This window comes from Enterobacter cloacae complex sp. IR5428, assembly GCF_049238585.1.
Taxonomy (GTDB): Bacteria; Pseudomonadota; Gammaproteobacteria; order Enterobacterales; family Enterobacteriaceae; genus Enterobacter; species Enterobacter intestinihominis.
Genome location: NZ_JBMKHV010000005.1, coordinates 240,069 through 256,539, shown reverse-complemented (window position 1 = coordinate 256,539; position 16,471 = coordinate 240,069). Strand labels below are relative to the sequence as shown.

At 59.6% G+C, this 16,471-nt stretch carries 12 protein-coding genes; 5 read left to right on the top strand and 7 right to left on the bottom strand.

All coding sequences use genetic code 11. The annotated features are described in order from the left end of the window. Window positions 1–56 precede the first annotated feature (56 nt). Entirely contained in the window at window positions 57–947 is an 891-nt protein-coding gene (locus ACOTXC_RS09480; protein WP_045623546.1) for an oxidoreductase, read from the bottom strand. Between the two features lie 105 nt (window positions 948–1,052). Between ACOTXC_RS09480 and ACOTXC_RS09475 the strand changes: the two genes are divergently transcribed. Continuing rightward, on the top strand, window positions 1,053–2,174 hold the full coding sequence (locus ACOTXC_RS09475) for a YbdK family carboxylate-amine ligase (RefSeq protein ID WP_421767588.1): 1,122 nt from the start codon (window positions 1,053–1,055) through the stop codon (window positions 2,172–2,174). On the opposite strand, the gene ACOTXC_RS09470 is transcribed toward ACOTXC_RS09475, so the two are convergent. The 3 genes from ACOTXC_RS09470 to ACOTXC_RS09460 form a co-directional block, all read right to left on the bottom strand. Beyond that, window positions 2,104–5,259 carry an efflux RND transporter permease subunit gene (locus ACOTXC_RS09470; protein WP_421767587.1) on the bottom strand — a complete coding sequence of 1,052 codons (3,156 nt, stop codon included), beginning with the start codon at window positions 5,257–5,259 and terminating at the stop codon, window positions 2,104–2,106. The two genes, ACOTXC_RS09475 and ACOTXC_RS09470, sit on opposite strands and share 71 nt — an antisense overlap. Before the next feature lie 9 nt (window positions 5,260–5,268). After that, the gene (locus tag ACOTXC_RS09465; protein ID WP_022647336.1) at window positions 5,269–6,333 is read right to left on the bottom strand and encodes an efflux RND transporter periplasmic adaptor subunit; all 1,065 of its coding nucleotides are present in this window, start codon (window positions 6,331–6,333) and stop codon (window positions 5,269–5,271) included. Window positions 6,334–6,444: 111 nt separating this feature from the next. Then, complete coding sequence (locus ACOTXC_RS09460) at window positions 6,445–9,153, bottom strand: cation-transporting P-type ATPase (RefSeq protein ID WP_045307909.1); 2,709 nt, start codon at window positions 9,151–9,153, stop codon at window positions 6,445–6,447. Window positions 9,154–9,641: 488 nt separating this feature from the next. On the opposite strand from ACOTXC_RS09460, the gene ACOTXC_RS09455 reads away from it, so the two are divergent. Then, window positions 9,642–9,890 (top strand): DUF1158 domain-containing protein, encoded by a 249-nt coding sequence (locus tag ACOTXC_RS09455; protein ID WP_003858875.1) that lies wholly within the window; start codon window positions 9,642–9,644, stop codon window positions 9,888–9,890. On the opposite strand, the gene ACOTXC_RS09450 is transcribed toward ACOTXC_RS09455, so the two are convergent. Further along, window positions 9,876–11,444 carry an alpha/beta hydrolase-fold protein gene (locus ACOTXC_RS09450; protein ID WP_063152378.1) on the bottom strand — a complete coding sequence of 523 codons (1,569 nt, stop codon included), beginning with the start codon at window positions 11,442–11,444 and terminating at the stop codon, window positions 9,876–9,878. The genes ACOTXC_RS09455 and ACOTXC_RS09450 overlap by 15 nt on opposite strands. 123 nt (window positions 11,445–11,567) lie before the next feature. Between ACOTXC_RS09450 and ACOTXC_RS09445 the strand changes: the two genes are divergently transcribed. Beyond that, on the top strand, window positions 11,568–13,712 hold the full coding sequence (locus ACOTXC_RS09445; protein WP_421767586.1) for a TonB-dependent siderophore receptor: 2,145 nt from the start codon (window positions 11,568–11,570) through the stop codon (window positions 13,710–13,712). A gap of 108 nt (window positions 13,713–13,820) precedes the next feature. Here ACOTXC_RS09445 and ACOTXC_RS09440 read toward each other — a convergent pair whose 3' ends face one another. Further along, a complete protein-coding gene (locus ACOTXC_RS09440; RefSeq protein WP_032670430.1) occupies window positions 13,821–14,162 on the bottom strand; it encodes a RamA family antibiotic efflux transcriptional regulator in 342 nt (113 codons plus the stop codon). A gap of 32 nt (window positions 14,163–14,194) precedes the next feature. After that, window positions 14,195–15,298 (bottom strand): RomA family MBL fold metallo-hydrolase, encoded by a 1,104-nt coding sequence (locus tag ACOTXC_RS09435; protein WP_250116674.1) that lies wholly within the window; start codon window positions 15,296–15,298, stop codon window positions 14,195–14,197. Between the two features lie 192 nt (window positions 15,299–15,490). Here ACOTXC_RS09435 and ACOTXC_RS09430 point away from each other — a divergent pair, with 192 nt between their 5' ends. Together ACOTXC_RS09430 and ACOTXC_RS09425 are read left to right on the top strand one after the other, a co-directional pair. After that, the gene (locus tag ACOTXC_RS09430; protein ID WP_023299509.1) at window positions 15,491–16,081 is read left to right on the top strand and encodes a TetR/AcrR family transcriptional regulator; all 591 of its coding nucleotides are present in this window, start codon (window positions 15,491–15,493) and stop codon (window positions 16,079–16,081) included. Beyond that, entirely contained in the window at window positions 16,071–16,439 is a 369-nt protein-coding gene (locus ACOTXC_RS09425) for an MmcQ/YjbR family DNA-binding protein (RefSeq protein ID WP_022647330.1), read from the top strand. The genes ACOTXC_RS09430 and ACOTXC_RS09425 overlap by 11 nt, the downstream gene beginning before the upstream one ends. Window positions 16,440–16,471 lie beyond the last annotated feature (32 nt).

The following is a 16,471-nucleotide window of genomic DNA, read 5'->3' as shown; positions in this document are numbered from 1 at the left end:
CTATCCCCAGATTATTGCTCCACCGTCACGCTCGCCGAACGGAAAAACAGCGGCCGTTAGCCCGGCCCCTCGCTCCCCGCCGCCAGCAGCGGCACCACCACGTCGCTGATGGGCACCGCAATACCATGCCTGCGGCCATAGCGCTGGATCACGCCGTTACGAATATCCCACTCCATCGGGCGTTCGGCCTGACGGTCGGCAAGGATCGACGTGCCTAAATCCTCGGGCGCACGCTGGAAGTTCGCCAGAATCTCCTGGGCCACCGCATCGTCCAGCTTCGCCCCTTCGGCGCGGGCGACGGCAAGCCCCTCGCGCAGGTAGGCCAGGGCCAGCTCGCTGATATCCTCGCGTCTGAACATCCCGGCGCGGCGGTTGGCCAGCACCATCAGCCCGGCGACCGCGTTTTGCAGCAGCTTGCGCCAGGCGACGGTGGTGAAATCTGTCGAGAGCTCAACATCACAGCGCGTACCGCGAAGCGTCTCGACCACCCGCTGCGCCTGCGGCACGTCCGGTAGCGTCAGACGCGGTTTTGCCCGCAGCCAGACGGAGGCGTCCGGCTCGCGCTGCGCCGGGAACCAGACCACCGACGGCAGCACCGTTGCGCCGTTGACCAAAGGCGCAAGCTGGGCTTTCTGCTCCACGCCGTTTTGCAGCGCGCAGACCACGGTGTTTTCATCGCACAGGGCGCGCAGCCACCCGGCGCTGTCGGCATTTTGCGTCGTTTTTACCGCCACAAAAACGAGGTCTACGGGGCGGGTAATGACGGTGGGATCGGTGAGTACCGGACCGGGCACCACAGTTTCATCCTCATCGTGACGCAGGCGTAATACCGGATGCGCGGTGCGACCGCACAGCAGCGGCGTACGGCCCGCGTCATGCAGCACCGCGGCAATGGTGGTGCCAATCGCACCGGGACCAATCAGCGCAATGGTTGGATAGTCAGACATGGGTCACTCCCCTTTTGCTAAGCCTGCTATCAGTTATACCACCTTGAAAAGAGCGCGCCACGCCCATTGTCTATACTCAACACATAACAGACAACGGAGTGCGCCATGCCCTTACCCGATTTCAAGTCCTCTGAACCTTATACCCTCGGCATTGAGCTCGAACTCCAGGTGGTTAACCCGCCGGGTTACGATCTGAGCCAGGACTCCTCTGCCCTCATCGCCGCCGTCAAAGACGACATCAAAGGGGGCGAAGTCAAACACGACATCACCGAAAGCATGCTCGAAATCGCCACCGGTGTCTGCCAGACCATCGACCAGGCGGCGGCGCAGCTCTCCGTGATGCAGCAGAGCATCCTGCGGGCGGCGTCGGAGCAGCACATCCAGATCTGCGGCGGCGGCACGCACCCGTTCCAGAAATGGCAGCGGCAGGAGGTGTGTGACGACGAGCGCTATAACGTCACGCTGGAGCGCTTTGGCTATCTGATTTTGCAGGCGACGGTGTTCGGCCAGCACGTGCACGTGGGATGCCGAAACGGGGACGACGCGATTTACCTGCTGCACGGCCTGTCGCGCTTCGTACCGCACTTTATCGCCCTCGCCGCGTCGTCGCCTTATATGCAGGGCACGGACACCAAGTTTTCCTCGTCGCGGCTCAACATATTTTCCGGGTTCCCGGATAACGGCCAGATGCCGTGGGTCAACAGCTGGCAGGAGTTCGAGGGGCTGTTCCGCCGCCTGAGTTCCACCAGCATGATCGACAGCATTAAGGATCTGCACTGGGACATCCGCCCCAGCCCGCACTTTGGCACCGTGGAGGTGCGGGTGATGGATACGCCGCTGACGCTCGGTCACGCCATTAACATCGCCGGGCTTATTCAGGCGACGTCGCACTGGCTGCTGACTGCGCGGCCCTATAAGCATCAGGAACGGGATTTTCTGCTGTACCGCTTTAACCGTTTTCAGGCCTGTCGCTACGGGCTGGAAGGCATTCTGACGGACGTGCATACCGGCGAGCACAAAACCGTGGCGGAGGATATCGGCTGGCTGCTGGAGCAGGTTGCACCGTCGGCCGAGAAACTCGGCGCGACGAGCGCCATCAAGGAAATTGCCCTGCTGTTAAAGCAGGGCAAGAGCGAGGCGCAGCGCATGCGGGACTTTATCGCCGATGGCGGCTCGCTGATTTCTCTGGTGCAGAAGCACTGTGAACTGTGGGCGACGAGTCCGTAAGGCCGTGACCCCACTCGCGAAGGCGCTGGAACAGCACGAACAGCGCCGGGATGAACACTATCCCCACCACGGTGGCTACCAGCATGCCGCTGAACACCGTGGTGCCAATGATACGGCGGCTCTGGGCACCCGCCCCGGTCGCCAGCATCATCGGCAGGACGCCTATGATGAACGACACGGCGGTCATCATTACCGCGCGGAAGCGGCGCGATGCCCCTTCCCGCGCGGCATCGACAATCGCCATTCCGTCCATACGCCGGGCGCGGGCAAACTCCACGATCAGGATCGCGTTCTTGGCGGCAAGGGCTATCAATAGCACCAGACCAATCTGCACGTACACGTCGTTGGCATAGCCTGCCAGCCACAGCCAGACCAGCGCTCCGCCGATGGCGAACAGCACCGAGAGCATCACGCTCGCCGGCAGCGTCCAGCTCTCATACTGGGCGACGAGGAACAGCCACGCCATCACCACCGCCGCCAGCACAATCCATATCGCCTGATTCCCGGTCTGCTGCTCCTGATACGACATGCCGCTCCAGGCGTAGTCGTACCCGGCTGGCAGGTTTTCCGCCAGAATCTCGCCCATCGCCGCCATTGCGGTGCTGCTGCTCACCCCTTCCGCTGCCGAGCCGCTCACCGATACCGACGGGAACTGGTTGTACTGCTGAATAAATGGCGCGCCGACGGTCGGCGTGATGGTGACGAGGTTGCTCAGACGCACCCGCTCGCCGCTGTTGCTGCGCACGAACAGCTCGCTGATTTGCTCTGCGCGCTCGCGCCACTGCATCTCGTTCTGCATCACCACGTGATAGACGCGGTTGTTGACACTGAAATCCCCGGCGCGCGTGCCGCCAAAGGCGGTTTGCAGGCTGCTGAAGATGCGCGACACCGGCACGTCGAGGCGGGCCGCGCGCTCACGGTCAACGGTGAGCGTCATCTGCGGCACGTTGCTGCTCCAGGTGGTGAACACGCGGCTCAGATGCGGGTGCTGGTTGGCTTTCGCCAGCACCTCGCGAGTTACGCGCTCCAGCTCCGCCGGGCTTTGCCCCGCCTGTGCCTGAATGCGCAGATCGAAGCCGGAGGCGTTGCCCAGCCCCGGCAGCGTCGGCGGTGCAAAGGTCATGATGGTGGCTTCCGGCAGGGCCAGCAGCTGGCGCTGAAGGGTGCCCATCACCTCATCCAGCGGCGGACGCTCGCTCCAGTCTTTGAGCATGATGGAGATAAACCCGCCGTTCGATGTGCTGGTGCCGTTGAGGATGTTAAACCCGGAGACCTGAATCACGTCTTCCACCGCCGGGTTTTTAGCGATCAGCTCGCGCGCGGTGGTCATCACCGCTTCGGTGCGCTCCAGCGAGGCTGCCTCTGGCAGCTGGACGCTGGCGAAGAAGTAGCCCTGATCCTCCTGAGGCAGGAAGCCCTTTGGCATCGACATAAAGCTGAATACCACCACCGCCGCCGCGCCTGCGGTGGCCAGCAGCGCTAGCCACGGACGGAGGTTGAACACGCTCACGATCCGGGTGTAAAGCGTGCGCGTGGCGTCCAGCCCGCGGTTGAACCCACGGAAAACGGCGGCGGGCTGTGCCGGACGCGGGCGCAGCAGCATCGCACAGAGCGCGGGCGTCAGGGTCAGCGCCACGAGGCTTGAGAGCGTGACGGCGGTCGAGAGCGTCACCGCGAACTGGCGGTACAGCTCGCCCACGATCCCCGGCAGGAGCGCCACCGGTACAAACACCGCCAGCAGCACCAGCGTGGTGGCAATCACCGGCCCGGCAATCTGACGCAGCGCCAGCGCGGTCGCCGCCGTGCGGCTCTGCCCTTCCGCCATCAGCGTTTCGACACTCTCCACTACCACGATGGCGTCATCCACCACCATGGTCAGCGCCAGAATGATGGCGAACAGACTGAGCGTGTTCGCGGAGTAGCCGAGCGCGTAGAGCAACGCAAAGGTGCCCACCAGCGACACCGGAATGGCAAGGGCGACAATCAGCGTCGCGCGCCAGCTTTGCAGGAACAGGGACACCACGACCACCACCGCCAGCATCGTCAGCGCCAGCGAGACGCCAATCTCTTTGATGGTAGCGGCCACAAACGAGGTGGTGTCGAATTTGACTTCATAGACCAGATCGTCCGGGAAGCGCGTGGATAACCGTTCCAGCTCCGCCCGCACCGCATCGGCCACGCGCAGGGCGTTAGCGGACGGCGTCGGGTAGATGCCAAGGTAGGCGGAGTCATGCCCGTTCAGCTGCGCGCCCGAGCTGTAGCTGCGCGAGCCAAGCTCAATGGTGGCGACGTCCTTCAGGCGCACCAGCTGCCCCATCTCCCCGGTGCGGATAATGATGTTGGCAAAGTCGTCGGCCTGGTTTAAGCGCCCTAGCCCGTTGATGGTTAGCGTCTGCTGCTGGCCGTTAAACACCGGCGGCGTGCCGACCTGGCCTGCCGCCCCCTGCACGTTCTGCTCGCGCAACGCCTGCGCCACGTCATCGCTGGTCACGTTCAGGGCATTCATGCGGTCCGGACGCAGCCAGATGCGCATGCTGTAGTCGCGCGCGCCAAACATCTGTACCTGCCCGACGCCCGGCAGACGCGACAGCGCCTCGCGCACCTGGGTGCTGGCGTAGTTGCTGACAAACAGCGGCGTGTGGGTGTTATTTGGTGAGTAAAGGCTTACCCCCATCATCAGGTTGGTGGCGCGCTTGCGCACCTGCACGCCGTTTTGCTGTGCCTCGGTCGGCAGCTGCGCCACAGCCTGCGCCACGCGGTTCTGCACGTCGATGGCGGCGAGATCCGGATCGGTGCCCGCCGCAAAGGTGATGTTCAGGCTATACGTGCCTTCGTCCGAACTGGTGGACTCCATATAGAGCATATGATCCACCCCGTTCAGCTGCGTCTCCAGCGGCGTGGCGATGGCCTCCGCCACGTCAGCCGAGCTGGCGCCCGGCCATGACGCTGACACATTCACGACCGGCGGTGTGATCTGCGGGTACTGCTCCACCGGAATAATCCTCAGCGCGATGGCCCCCAGCAGGGTGATGACCAGCGCAATCACCATCGCAAAGCGCGGGCGTTTGATGAAAAACGTCAGCATGATGGCTCCTTAATTCAGTATCTGAACGGCAGCGCCTGGCTGCACGCGCTGCGCACCGTCAGTAATTGCTCGCTCACCGGGCTTAACGCCGGAGGCAATCTGGAACTGCTGGCCCATCTGCCCGGCGACCTTAAGCGGACGCATTTCGGCTTTATCCTCGGCGTTAACCACCCAGGCGAAGAACCCGTCGCCATTCTGTTGTACCGCAGCGGCGGGCAGGGTCAGGACAGGCTGCTCGCTTGCCGGACGCAGGTAGACGTTCACATTGCCGCCGGGCAGCAGCTGATGGCGCGGGTTGGCGAACTCGGCGCGCAGCATCACGCTGGCGGTACGCGGGTCGATGCGGTTGTCCACGGAGGTGAGTTCCCCGCTGACGCGCTGACCGTTGCTGTCAATCAGCGCCTGCCAGGCCTGTTTCATGGCGCTGATATCCGCATGCTGTCCGGCTTTGGTGGCAAACGCGCCCTCTTCCAGCGCAAAGGCGATGCGGATCGGATCGAGCTGGACCACCTCCACCAGCACACCGCTGGCAGGATCCACCAGGCTGCCGACGTGAAAGTTGCTGTGCCCCACGCGTCCGTCAATCGGTGAGGTAATGCGCGTGTAGTTGAGGGTGACGCTGCGGGTGTCGAGACGGGCTTTCGCCTGCTCCAGCGCGGCGCTCGCTACGTCGCGCTGCATGCGGGCGTTGTCCACGTCGTGGCGGCTGATGGCGTTGCTGCTGCCCAGGCTTTCAAAGCGGGAAAGCTGCTGCTGCGCCTGACGCAGCGTGGCTTCGGCGCTTTTCACTTCGGCCTGCGCCAGGCGCAGGGCGGCGCGCGGCTCGGCGTCGTCCAGCTCGAACAGCACGTCACCTTTTTTCACGTACTGGCCGTCGCGGAAGTGGATTTTGGTAATCACGCCTTCCGTACGCGCGCGCAGTTCAACGGTGTGAATCGCTTCGATGCGACCCGGGATCTGACGTTCGGCGGCGTGGGCGGTTTGCTCCACGGTGGCGACACGCACGGGAATGACTGCGGCGAATGCGGGCGGCAGGGTAGCGGCGAGGAGTATGAGCAGGAGCGGGAATTTCATGGGAGTACCTCAGTATTTTCCCCTCACCCTAACCCTCTCCCCAAAGGGGAGAGGGAACTTGAACACCCTCTCCCCTTTGGGGAGAGGGCAGGATGAGGGGTAAGGTTTTGGTTATGCAGCCTTACGGAACCTGCGGGTCAGTCGCTTCTCGATTTCGACGACGAAGAACATCACCCCCGCCACCGCCAGCGTCACGAACCAGTAGCGCAGCGGCAGTGCTTCGGTGCCGAACAGCATCTGCATAAACGGCAGGTAGATGATCGCCGCCTGGAGCAGGAACAGTACGCCCGTTACCAGCCAGATCCCTTTGTTCGCCAGCAGGCCGCGGTTCAGGGAGAACCCTTCGGTGTTGCGGCAGTTAATCATGTACACCCACTGGGCGCAGACCAGCATCTGGAGCAGCACGGTGCGGATGAACTCCGCGCTGTGCCCGCGCGGGGCCAGCCAGGCTTCCAGCGCAAAGGCGGCGATGGCAATCATGGTGCCGACGAAAGCCACGCGCCATACGGCGTAGGCGTCCATCACGTGTTGCCCGGTCTGACGCGGCGGGCGGCGCATGATGTTGCGCTCGGCGGCCTCGAAGGCCAGGCCGAAGGAGAGCGTGGCGGAGGTCGCCATGTTCATCCACAGGATCAACACCGGCGTCAGCGGAATGATGTTCCCCGCCAGCAGCGCAATCACAATCAGTAGCCCCTGCGCCAGGTTGGTCGGCATGATGAACAGAATGGTCTTCTTCAGGTTGTCGTAAACGCGACGCCCCTCTTTCACCGCGCTGGCGATGGTGGCGAAGTTATCGTCCGTCAGGACCATGTCCGCCGCCTCTTTGGTGACTTCCGTGCCTTTGATGCCCATCGCAATACCCACATCCGCCTGACGCAGCGCTGGCGCATCGTTCACGCCGTCACCGGTCATACCGACGATTTCGCCTTTGTCCTGTAACGCTTTCACCAGGCGCAGCTTATGCTCCGGGCTGGTACGGGCGAAGATGTCATACTTCACCGCCGCTTCGGCCAGCTCGGCGTCATCCATCTTCTCAAGTTCATAGCCGGTGACCGCCTGCTCGCTGTTGGTTATCCCCAGCATCTGGCCTATGCTCATCGCCGTCTGCGGGTGATCCCCGGTGATCATCTTCACGCGGATCCCCGCCTGCTGGCAGGCGTTAATCGCCTCAATCGCTTCCGGACGCGGCGGATCCATCATCCCGGCAATGCCGAGGAAGATCAGGCCGTGGCTCAGGTCGTCGTGAGTCAGTGCCTGCTCACCGTTCGCTGGCCTGAACGCCGCGGCGACCATGCGCAGCCCCTGACGCGCATAGCGCTCCATCTCCGTTTCCCAGTACGCGCGGTCAAAGGCTTGCGCACCGTTGCGGGTCTGCTGCTGCTCACACAGGGCGAAAATCACGTCCGGCGCGCCGGTGATCAAAATCTGCTCCTCACCGCCAATCTGGTAGTGGGTGCTCATGTACTTGTACTGCGAGTCGAACGGGATCTTGTTGACCAGGGTGGTCTCGACCGGTGCGAGGTGGGCTTTTGCCGCCAGCACCTTCAGCGCGCCCTCGGTCGGGCCGCCGGTGATGCCCCACAGGCCGCGCTCGTCCTGAATCAGCTGGCTGTCGTTACACAGGTCGATGGTGCGCAGGTACTGCTCCAGCACGGTGCCCGGCTGGATCTGCACCGGCTCGTCGCTGCCTTCGAGGTAGAGGTTGCCCACCGGCTCGTAGCTGTTGCCGTCCACGCGATAGCATGTATCGGCGGTAATGATGGCTTTCACCGTCATCTCGTTCATGGTCAGGGTGCCGGTTTTATCCGAGCAGACCACGGTCATCGCGCCCAGGGTTTCAACCGTCGGCAGCTTGCGGATAATCGCCCGCTTACGCGCCATCGCCTGTACGCCCAGAGAGAGGATGATGGAGATAATCGCCGGCAGACCTTCCGGTACGGAGGCTACCGCCAGGCTAATCAGGGAGAGCAGCAGCTCGCCCATCGGGATCTCGCGGAACACCAGGCTGAAGACAAACAGCGCGGCCATCATCGCCAGAATGATGGCGAAAATCGCTTTGCCCAGCTTGTCCATCTGCACCAGCAGCGGGGTGCGGTGCTTTTCAATGCCCGCCATCATCTGGTTGATGTGGCCGAGCTCCGTATCCTTACCGGTCGCGGTGACCAGGCCAACGCCACCGCCCGCGCTTACGGTCGTCCCGGAGAAGACCATATTGGTGCGGTCGCCCAGCGGCAATTCACCGCTCAGCGGATTAATGTGTTTATCCACCACGGTGGATTCGCCGGTCAGAATTGCCTCTTCCACGCGTAAATTATGCGCTTCAATTAAGCGCATATCCGCCGGAATACGATCTCCTGCGCGCAACACAATAATATCGCCCGGGACGATTTCCGTCGTCGGGATGGTTTCATGGTTACCATTACGAATTACGCGCGCCTCGCTGGAGAGCATATTGCGAATACTCTTCAGGGATTTTTCTGCGTTACTTTCCTGAATGTGGCCAATTAAGGCATTGATTACCGCCACGCCCAGGATAACCAGCGTATCAACCCAGTGTCCCATTACAGCCGTTAATACGGCGGCCGCCAGCAGGACGTAAATCAGGACATCGTTAAAATGCGCGAGAAAACGCAGCCAGCCCGGCTTGCCTTTTTTCTCCGGCAGCGCGTTCGGGCCATGCTTCTGCAAACGCGCCTGCGCCTCGGTGCGGTCCAGGCCATTCGCCTGGCTCTGCGCCTGAGCAAGCACCTGCTCTACGGTCTGCTGGTACGCCTGCCCGCCTGCGGGTGGCATATTCTGCGAGAAATTTTTTTTGGTCATGGTATTTTTCCTTCAATATCCGGTGGACGGAAGCCGGAATTCCTTTCTGGCTTTAAATAATTCATTTTTAAGTCTTGCGGGTTAAATTGATCTACCGCAATATATTGACTACCCGGTTATTCAAAACTGATTAAAATTATTTCGACGCGTTGATTTTTACAAAATATTTCTAAACCAACACTAAACGAGGAGGAAGCATGTTTGGTATTTATCGCGGGCGGCGCCTGGCGTTATACATTGTCGCAGCCATTGTTATTGCGACGTTAATTGGATATAGCACCTATAGCTTTGTAAAATTATTTTCGTGAAAAAGACGTTTATTTACATTACGCGATATTAATTTAATCGCCCCGGAAATATTATCTATATTCCGTTATTAACTCGCAAAATAACGGTGGCCTTTCACTCAATTTTGCCAGTGGGGATGATATTGCTTTACGTTTCAGGATGCCGGACAATGACATTTTTAACTCACGATTAACATTAAGATGAAACACCCGTTAGAATCGCTGCTCACCGCAGGGGGCATTTTGCTGATGGCCCTGCTCTCCTGTCTGCTGTTACCTGCGCCGTCGCTGGGTCTGGTGCTGGCGCAGAAACTGGTTCAGACCTTTCATATGGTCGATCTGAATCAGCTGTACACCATTCTGTTCTGTCTGTGGTTTTTGGTGCTCGGCGCCATCGAATTCTTTATCCTGCGTTTCATCTGGCGCCGCTGGTTTTCACTGGCGTCGTAAGCCAGTAAGATCGCGCATCCCGTGGATCAGTGCTTCACACCAGGCCGCGTAGTCGTGGCCGCTGGATGAGGGGTGGAAGCTGACGCGATAGCCTTTTTCCTTCAGCACCTGTTCAAAATCCTGCGTGGTGCGATAAATGCCGCCGCCCGGCCCCGTGGTTTCAAACTTTCCGGCCTGTAACCAGAAGCGCACCGGATACGGCGGCGACTGCTGGTACTGACGCGTCAGCCAGCCGGGGGCGTCACCTTTCGGCGCCCACCAGTAGGAGCCGGAAAGGCTCAGCACGTTGCCAAACAGGCGCGGATAGCGCAGCGCCACCCATGACGACGCGATTCCCCCGTAGCTCGACCCCGCCAGCACCGTTTTCTGCCGCTGCATGCCGATGCCCTGCCCGCGCAGCCACGGCAGCAGCTCGTGCGCCATAAAGTCAGCAAATTCCGGGTTCGGCGGCAGCTCGTTGCCGCGACGGGCGTGATCGAGGCTGTCGATAAACACCACGTTAATCGGTGGCAGGTGATGCCGGGCAATCAGACCGTCCAGCACGTTGGCAAAATGGTATTCGTCCTGATAAATCTGCCCGTCGAACAGAATTAACGTCCAGCGTGCGGGCTGTGCGCCGCGCGGTTTGTAGATCATCACGTCGCGGGCGTTGCCGAGGATGTGGCTGGAAAAACTCTGACGGCTCAACGTCCCGTGCACCAGCGGCTTTGCCGTGGCCTGAACGGAGCAGTAGCGCGCCGGGCTGAGATCGAGCAGCGAGTAACGGTTCCATCGATCCGCCTTCTGCTCCCCAAAGGTGTTCGGGTTAAGCGGATCGGCCTGTGCGCTCACCAGGATGGCACGGCGTTGATCGCGGGCAGAGCCTTCAACGATCGGCACATCGGGGGCGAGCTTATATTGCATCACCGTATCAGCGGGGACCACGTAGCTGCGGAACCAGACGTCGCTGTTGCCCAGGCGGAACAGCGGATCGTGATCCCCCGCCGGAGAGCCGAGAATGAAGACGTTATCCCGCGCGCCGCGCCACAGAAAGGTCACGCGCTTATGGTTCGCATCTACCGGTTCCACCATTGGCGTTCCCTGTCGACGCTGCGCCTGCCAGAACGCCTCGGTACTTCCACCGGCAGAAATGACGTTTGCCAGCGCCTTTAGCGTCGGGCTTACTGGCGCCAGCATCTGCACGCGTGGTAATGGAGAGGTCTCTTTCATCCGCCACTGAAAACGCCACGGCTTACCGGCTTCGCCGTGTAGCACCAGCGAGGTGTTCTGTTTCACCGGCAGGGCAAACAGCAGCGTGTGTTCCCCGTCCGCAGGACCATTTTCGATCAGCGTGCGGATGCGGCGGTTTTGCCCATCCAGCAGGCGCGCATCCGTCACGCCATTCAGCGTGGCGGAAACGTAATTTTCACCCAGTTCAGGCAGGGAGAAGCAGACTTCGCCGCTGGCATCAAACTTTCCCTGAACATCGCCCTGCCGGGACGACTGCTCGCACGTTGCCGCCACGGCGGGCAGCGCGCCGATCCCCAACAGCAACCCACTCCATACCCTCTTCATTACCGCTTGTTCCCCAACGAAATTTGTTAACAACGCTAATGCAAATGGTAATAATTTGCAATATCATCAACGGCGATTTACCGGTGTTTTTATGGCGATAGCAACCAAGGACGTTCAATAAAAATGTTTAAAAATAATAAGATAATGCAGCTCTGGCTGCTGAGTCTGGCGACGACCAGCGTCGCGGCTCAGGCAGAAACGAAAGAAGAAACGATTACGGTGACGCAGGGCGTGAGTGAAGAGCCCACTGCGTCCGTAAAAGGCATTGTGGCGACGAAAACGCTCTCCGCCACCAAGACCAGCGCGGAGATTGTGAAGACGCCGCAGTCGGTATCGGTGATCACCCGCGATCAAATGAACATGCAGGACGTCACATCCGTTTCGCAGGCGCTGCGCTACTCGGCGGGCGTGTTTACCGAATACCGGGGCTCGTCTAACCGTAACGACGAGGTGTTTGTGCGCGGCTTTAGCTACGTGCCAAAATTCCTCGACGGCTTAAGCTTTGGCGCAACGGCCTCATCACAGACGGGCACAGTTGACCCGTGGCTGCTGGAGCGCGTGGAGCTGGTGCGCGGCCCGGCGTCGGTCCTGTTTGGTCAGGTGAATCCTGGCGGGTTAATCAGCATGACCAGCAAGCGCCCGACGGCGGAGGCCATTCACAACGTGCAGTTCCGCACAGGCAATAACGATCTCGCCGAAGGTGCGTTTGATTTCGGCGGCAGGCTGAGCGACGACGGCCGCGTGCTGTATCGCGTGAACGGTATCGCCCGTACGCAGCATAATCAGGTGGACGATTATAAAGAGACGCGGATGGCGATCGCCCCGGCGATCACCTGGTATCCGAACGATCAGACCCGCTTTACGCTGCTGGCCAGCTACCAGAAAGATCCGGATGCCGGATACCGCAACTTCCTGCCCGCGTATGGCACGGTGAAAAGCGTCGACGGGAAGTACATCCCACGCGACTTTAACGTCAGCGATCCGAATTACAATCAGTCCTGGCGCGAGCAGACGATGATTGGCTACGAGCTGGAACACCAGTTCGCCGACAACCTCACCTTCCGCCAGAACGCCCGTTACGCCACCATCAAGCAGAAATACCGTTATCTGGTTTACGCCAACAGCGCGGCCAACAGCACGGTGTTGACCCGTCGCGCCCAGCGTGAAGAGCGCACGACCAATGAATTTGGCCTCGATAACCAGCTGGAATATCTGCTGGAGACCGGGAGCGTCAGCCATACCCTGCTCGGCGGGTTTGATTACAAGACAAGCAAGGATAAACAGCTGCTGGCGCGCGGGAGCGGCTCACAGTATGACCTCGACTGGACAACCCCGGTTTACGGCGTGAACGTGGATGAAAGCACCTTCAAAACGGCCTCCGACAAGCAGCAAAATCTCGACCAGATGGGGCTGTATCTTCAGGATCAGATGAGCTGGAACAACTGGGAGTGGCTGGTTTCCGGGCGCTACGACTGGAGCGAAGTGCGTACCAACGACTTCACCGATAATAGCTTTACGCAGCAGAACGACAGCAAATTTACCTGGCGCACTGGCCTGCTGTACGCGTTCGATTTTGGTCTCTCGCCGTACATCAGCTACAGCACGTCGTTTGAGCCGAACCTGCAAACCAACCGTGCGCCGGGCGTCGCGCCATTCAGGCCTACTACCGGGGAGCAGACCGAGATTGGCCTGAAATATCAGCCGGTAGACACCACGCTGATGACTCTCGCGCTGTACGATTTAACTCAGGACAACGTAGCGACCTATAACAGCGCTGAAGGCTGGTTCGAAAATGCGGGCAAGGTGCGTTCGAAAGGCGCTGAAGCGGAAATCCACGCCACGCTGATGGATAACATCAACCTGATTGGCTCCTACACTTACACCGATGCAAAAACCGAAAGCACCACGGTGGCGGGCACCGAGGGCAAGACCCCGGCGCGTATCCCGACGCATATGGCGTCTGCGTTTGCCAGCTATACCGTTCCGGGCGGGGCGCTCAAGAGCCTGACCGCTGGCGTGGGGATGCGCTACATCGGCACCAGCTACGGCGATGCGAAGAACACCTTTAAGGTGCCATCGGTGGATCTGTATGACGCGATGCTGCGCTACGATCTGGGCGAGATGAACCGCAGCCTGAAAGGGGCAAGCGTGCAGTTCAACGTCAATAACGTGGCGGACACGAAGTATGTGGCGTCATGCGCAAGCGATACGGCGTGCTTCTACGGGATTGGCCGGACGGTGACGGCGACGGTGAATTATCGGTGGTAAGGGATTTGTAGGCCCGGTAAGCGCAGCGCCACCGGGCAATTACGGGCACCGAGCCCACAAAAAAGCCGGGTGGCGGCTACGCCTTACCCGGCCTTGATGTCGTAAATTTCAATGTGTCTGGCGGTGATTCTCTTTGCGGTACGCCCCGGGCGGCTGGTTGAAGGTGCGGGTAAAGATGCGGGTAAACGTCTGCTGCGAGTCAAACCCGTAGCGCAGGCAGATATCGTACACGCGCTCGTCTGACTCACGCAGATCGCGCGCCGCCATCAGCAGCTTGCGTTCGCGGATGTAGCGCCCCAGACTTTCGCCTTTGTACTGCATAAACAGCCGCTGTAAATGCCATTTTGAGTAACCCGCATGGCGGGCAATCTCTTCGATGCGTAACGGCTGGTGTAGGTTGTCATCGATCCATTCGACAATCGTATCAATGACCTGAGCGGAAATCGTCATACTGCTCTCCCCCTCTGCTTCTCGCTTAAACATTATTCCCACCACTCGCGAAATTGTTGCGTGGTATCACTCACCCGCACGGGCTCGCCCAGCTCCGGTGTCAGCAGCCGGTAGTTTTTATCCTTACTGGCTTTCGCCAGCTGGATCAGTGGATCGTTCCAGGTATGTTTCGCCAGCACAAAACGCCCGTTATGTCCCGGTACGACCGCTCTGGCATTGAGATCTGCCGAGGCCTGCGACGTTTCCGCCGGATGCATATGAATGTACTTCCAGTCCTGGTCGTACTGGCCGTTTTCCATAATGGCTAAGTCCACTCCGCCAAACTGCTCGCCAATTGCTTTGAAGTGCGGGCCATAACCGGAATCTCCGCTGTAGTAGACCTTCTGCTCCGGAGAGACAAACATAAAGCTGCCCCACAGGGTCTGGTTACGCTTAATGCCGCGCCCGGAAAAATGGCGCGCCGGCAGAACATGTACCGTCAGCGCATCGCTGATACGTACCGACTGGTTCCAGTCCCGCTCGTCGATAATCTCAGGGTTCATCCCCCAGTAGCGCAGATGCGAACCCACGCCCAGCGGGGTGACCACGCGCTTAACCTTCGGCAGCAGCGCCTTGATGGTGGCGTAATCCAGATGATCATAGTGATCGTGGGAGATAATCAGCAGGTCGATCTCCGGCATGCTCTCCGCACGCCACGGGTACTCCCCCGCAAAGGCTTTATTGAGGAAGGAGAACGGTGCGGCGTAGTTACTCAGAACCGGATCGATCAGGATTCGTTGCCCCGCCAGCTGCATATACCAGGAGGAGTGGCCGAGCCACACCAGCGTGTCCTGTTCAGGCGACAGGCTCGCCAGATCGGTTTTCACCAGCGGCAGCGGCTGCGCAGGACGGGCGTTTTCGGTTTTACGGGTAAGGAACTGCCACCACGCCACCAGCATATTTTGTTGCCCGGTAAAGCCCGGCGTAGGGAGCGTGTTATGGAATTGCCCGTCGCGATAGTGCGGAGAGGCCTCCACTTCAGAGAGCTGCGCACCCTGCGGTGGCTGGCCAAATCCGGCATTCAGTACAAACGGTAAACTGGCAGCTGAAGCAATAATCATGACTAACACCACGCAGATGAATAGAGGCTTTTTCATTATCCTGACCCGCCAACGCGCCCTGTCCGATAGTTTGCGCGGGTTGAACTTGATTATGAGTGAGTAAGCACTCATTATAGATAGGATGATTACGCCGTCAAGAAGGTTTTCGATCTTTGACATTCCGCGTTGCAGCGTGGCAAAGCACGTGTTTCAATCAGGGTTTTTACAATTGACGGGAGGAAAAATTTAGTGGCACGTCCGAAGAGTGAAGATAAAAAACAGGCCTTACTGGAAGCAGCAACGGCTGCGTTTGCGCAGTCAGGTATTGCCGCCTCAACGGCGTTAATTGCCCGTAATGCGGGCGTCGCTGAAGGGACACTGTTTCGCTACTTTGCTACCAAAGACGATCTGCTGAATGCCCTCTATCTGCATCTGAAGCAGGATCTTTGCCAGACCATGCTGGCGAACCTCGATCGCACCATCACCCAGCCAAAAGAGCATACCCGTAATATCTGGAATAGCTATGTGGACTGGGGCATTCGTAACCCCCTGGCGCATGCGGCTATCCGCCAGATTGGCGTCAGTGAAAAGCTGAACATTGAAACCGAGCAGGCGGTGAAAGACATGTTCCCGGAAATACACGAACTGTGTCACCGCTCGGTGCGCCCGGTGTTTATGTCTGACGAGTTTAAGACCTTCGGTGATGCAATATTCTTATCGCTGGCTGAAACCACCATGGAGTTTGCCGCGCGCGATCCGTCCCGTGCCGTCGATTTTAAAGCGCTGGGCTTTGAAGCCATGTGGCGCGGGCTTGCTGAGGAAGAGAGCCATGGACAGTAAAGCCTTGCAGGAACATGCCAGACGCGTCGCGCTGGAGATGCCTTTTACCGAACATTGCTGGCCGTTTGGCCCGGAGTATGACGTGTTTAAGGTGGGCGGGAAAATTTTTATGCTGATGGCGACCGCTCACGGTCGGGCCCACGTCAGCCTGAAATCCGATCCGGAAAAATCGCTGCTCAATCAGCAGATCTACCGTGGCGTGGAGCCTGGCTACCATCTGAATAAAAAACACTGGATCTCCCTTTATGGCACGGACGACATCACGCCTGAACTGGTCACCGACCTGATTACGGATTCGTGGAATCTGGTCGTTGATAAACTGCCGAAAAAAGATCAGAAGTGGATTCGGCCAGCCTGATTGTTCGTCTGAGACGAACAGAATAAGCGCTC

What these genes read in the sequence shown, in the direction of transcription:
- ACOTXC_RS09480 (WP_045623546.1), bottom strand. Translation starts at nt 947, where the DNA reads ATGTCTGACTATCCAACCATTGCGCTGATTGGTCCCGGTGCGATTGGC.
- ACOTXC_RS09475 (WP_421767588.1), top strand. Translation starts at nt 1,053, where the DNA reads ATGCCCTTACCCGATTTCAAGTCCTCTGAACCTTATACCCTCGGCATT.
- ACOTXC_RS09470 (WP_421767587.1), bottom strand. Translation starts at nt 5,259, where the DNA reads ATGCTGACGTTTTTCATCAAACGCCCGCGCTTTGCGATGGTGATTGCG.
- ACOTXC_RS09465 (WP_022647336.1), bottom strand. Translation starts at nt 6,333, where the DNA reads ATGAAATTCCCGCTCCTGCTCATACTCCTCGCCGCTACCCTGCCGCCC.
- ACOTXC_RS09460 (WP_045307909.1), bottom strand. Translation starts at nt 9,153, where the DNA reads ATGACCAAAAAAAATTTCTCGCAGAATATGCCACCCGCAGGCGGGCAG.
- ACOTXC_RS09455 (WP_003858875.1), top strand. Translation starts at nt 9,642, where the DNA reads ATGAAACACCCGTTAGAATCGCTGCTCACCGCAGGGGGCATTTTGCTG.
- ACOTXC_RS09450 (WP_063152378.1), bottom strand. Translation starts at nt 11,444, where the DNA reads ATGAAGAGGGTATGGAGTGGGTTGCTGTTGGGGATCGGCGCGCTGCCC.
- ACOTXC_RS09445 (WP_421767586.1), top strand. Translation starts at nt 11,568, where the DNA reads ATGTTTAAAAATAATAAGATAATGCAGCTCTGGCTGCTGAGTCTGGCG.
- ACOTXC_RS09440 (WP_032670430.1), bottom strand. Translation starts at nt 14,162, where the DNA reads ATGACGATTTCCGCTCAGGTCATTGATACGATTGTCGAATGGATCGAT.
- ACOTXC_RS09435 (WP_250116674.1), bottom strand. Translation starts at nt 15,298, where the DNA reads ATGAAAAAGCCTCTATTCATCTGCGTGGTGTTAGTCATGATTATTGCT.
- ACOTXC_RS09425 (WP_022647330.1), top strand. Translation starts at nt 16,071, where the DNA reads ATGGACAGTAAAGCCTTGCAGGAACATGCCAGACGCGTCGCGCTGGAG.